The 997-nt window shown below is 43.9% G+C and carries 7 tRNA genes and 1 rRNA gene; all 8 read right to left on the bottom strand.

What is annotated here, in order from left to right:
• Positions 1–58: 58 nt before the first annotated feature.
• Positions 59–133: transfer RNA gene (locus V179_RS0117780), tRNA-Gln, on the bottom strand.
• Between the two features lie 95 nt (positions 134–228).
• A tRNA-Tyr gene (locus V179_RS0117775) sits at positions 229–312 on the bottom strand.
• A 7-nt stretch (positions 313–319) separates the two neighbouring features.
• A tRNA-Thr gene (locus V179_RS0117770) sits at positions 320–395 on the bottom strand.
• Positions 396–403: 8 nt separating this feature from the next.
• Positions 404–479, bottom strand: a tRNA-Val gene (locus tag V179_RS0117765).
• A gap of 10 nt (positions 480–489) precedes the next feature.
• Positions 490–564: transfer RNA gene (locus V179_RS0117760), tRNA-Glu, on the bottom strand.
• A 38-nt stretch (positions 565–602) separates the two neighbouring features.
• A tRNA-Thr gene (locus V179_RS0117755) sits at positions 603–675 on the bottom strand.
• Between the two features lies 1 nt (position 676).
• Positions 677–751: transfer RNA gene (locus tag V179_RS0117750), tRNA-Asn, on the bottom strand.
• Positions 752–796: 45 nt separating this feature from the next.
• Positions 797–912, bottom strand: a 5S ribosomal RNA gene (gene rrf, locus V179_RS0117745).
• Positions 913–997: the final 85 nt, after the last annotated feature.

The raw sequence follows: 997 nt of genomic DNA, 5'->3' as shown, positions 1-997 counted from the left end.
TGACATACTGAGAAAATCTATATTTATTTGTTTAAATTTATATACAATGCTATATAAATGGCTGGGCTAGAAGGATTCGAACCTTCGCATGACGGAATCAAAATCCGTTGCCTTACCGCTTGGCTATAGCCCAATAATCTTGCTTTTTGACAAAAAAATAGGTGGTAATCATATACTTCCCTGACAAGGAGAATATATAACTAACCAACAAATAATTTTTTATAAAAATGGTGGAGGGGGGCAGATTCGAACTGCCGAACCCGAAGGAGCGGATTTACAGTCCGCCGCGTTTAGCCACTTCGCTACCCCTCCAGAAAACTGGTGCCGGCAAGAGGACTTGAACCCCCAACCTACTGATTACAAGTCAGTTGCTCTACCAATTGAGCTACACCGGCAAATTGAATGGTGGAGGATGACGGGATCGAACCGCCGACCCTCTGCTTGTAAGGCAGATGCTCTCCCAGCTGAGCTAATCCTCCATTATGTATATGGTGACCCTTACGGGATTCGAACCCGTGTTACCGCCGTGAAAGAGCGGTGTCTTAACCGCTTGACCAAAGGGCCCGTATTATTTAAAATAATAATTTAATCGTCAATTAGGAAGCTCCCAAGCGGGCTCGAACCGCTGACCTCTTCCTTACCATGGAAGTGCTCTACCTGCTGAGCTATGGAAGCATGGCTCCGCAGGTAGGATTCGAACCTACGACCGTTCGGTTAACAGCCGAATGCTCTACCACTGAGCTACTGCGGAATGATATAATGTTTCCTATAAAACTCAAAATGTAAAGGTGAAATAGCCTGGCAACGTCCTACTCTCACAGGGGGAGACCCCCAACTACCATTGGCGCTGAAGAGCTTAACTTCCGTGTTCGGAATGGGAACGGGTGTGACCTCTTCGCCATCATTACCAGACATATTCTTTTTTCGAAAGACATCTATTATTATAGCGAATTTTAAAAATAAAATCAATTATAATTTTTCATTCTTTCAAAACTAG

It is taken from the genome of Bacillus cihuensis (genome assembly GCF_000504145.1).
In the GTDB taxonomy this organism is placed as follows: Bacteria; Bacillota; Bacilli; order Bacillales; family DSM-1321; genus Peribacillus; species Peribacillus huizhouensis.
Note: the sequence above shows the minus strand (reverse complement) of the source record. Positions and strands in the feature narration are given on the sequence as shown.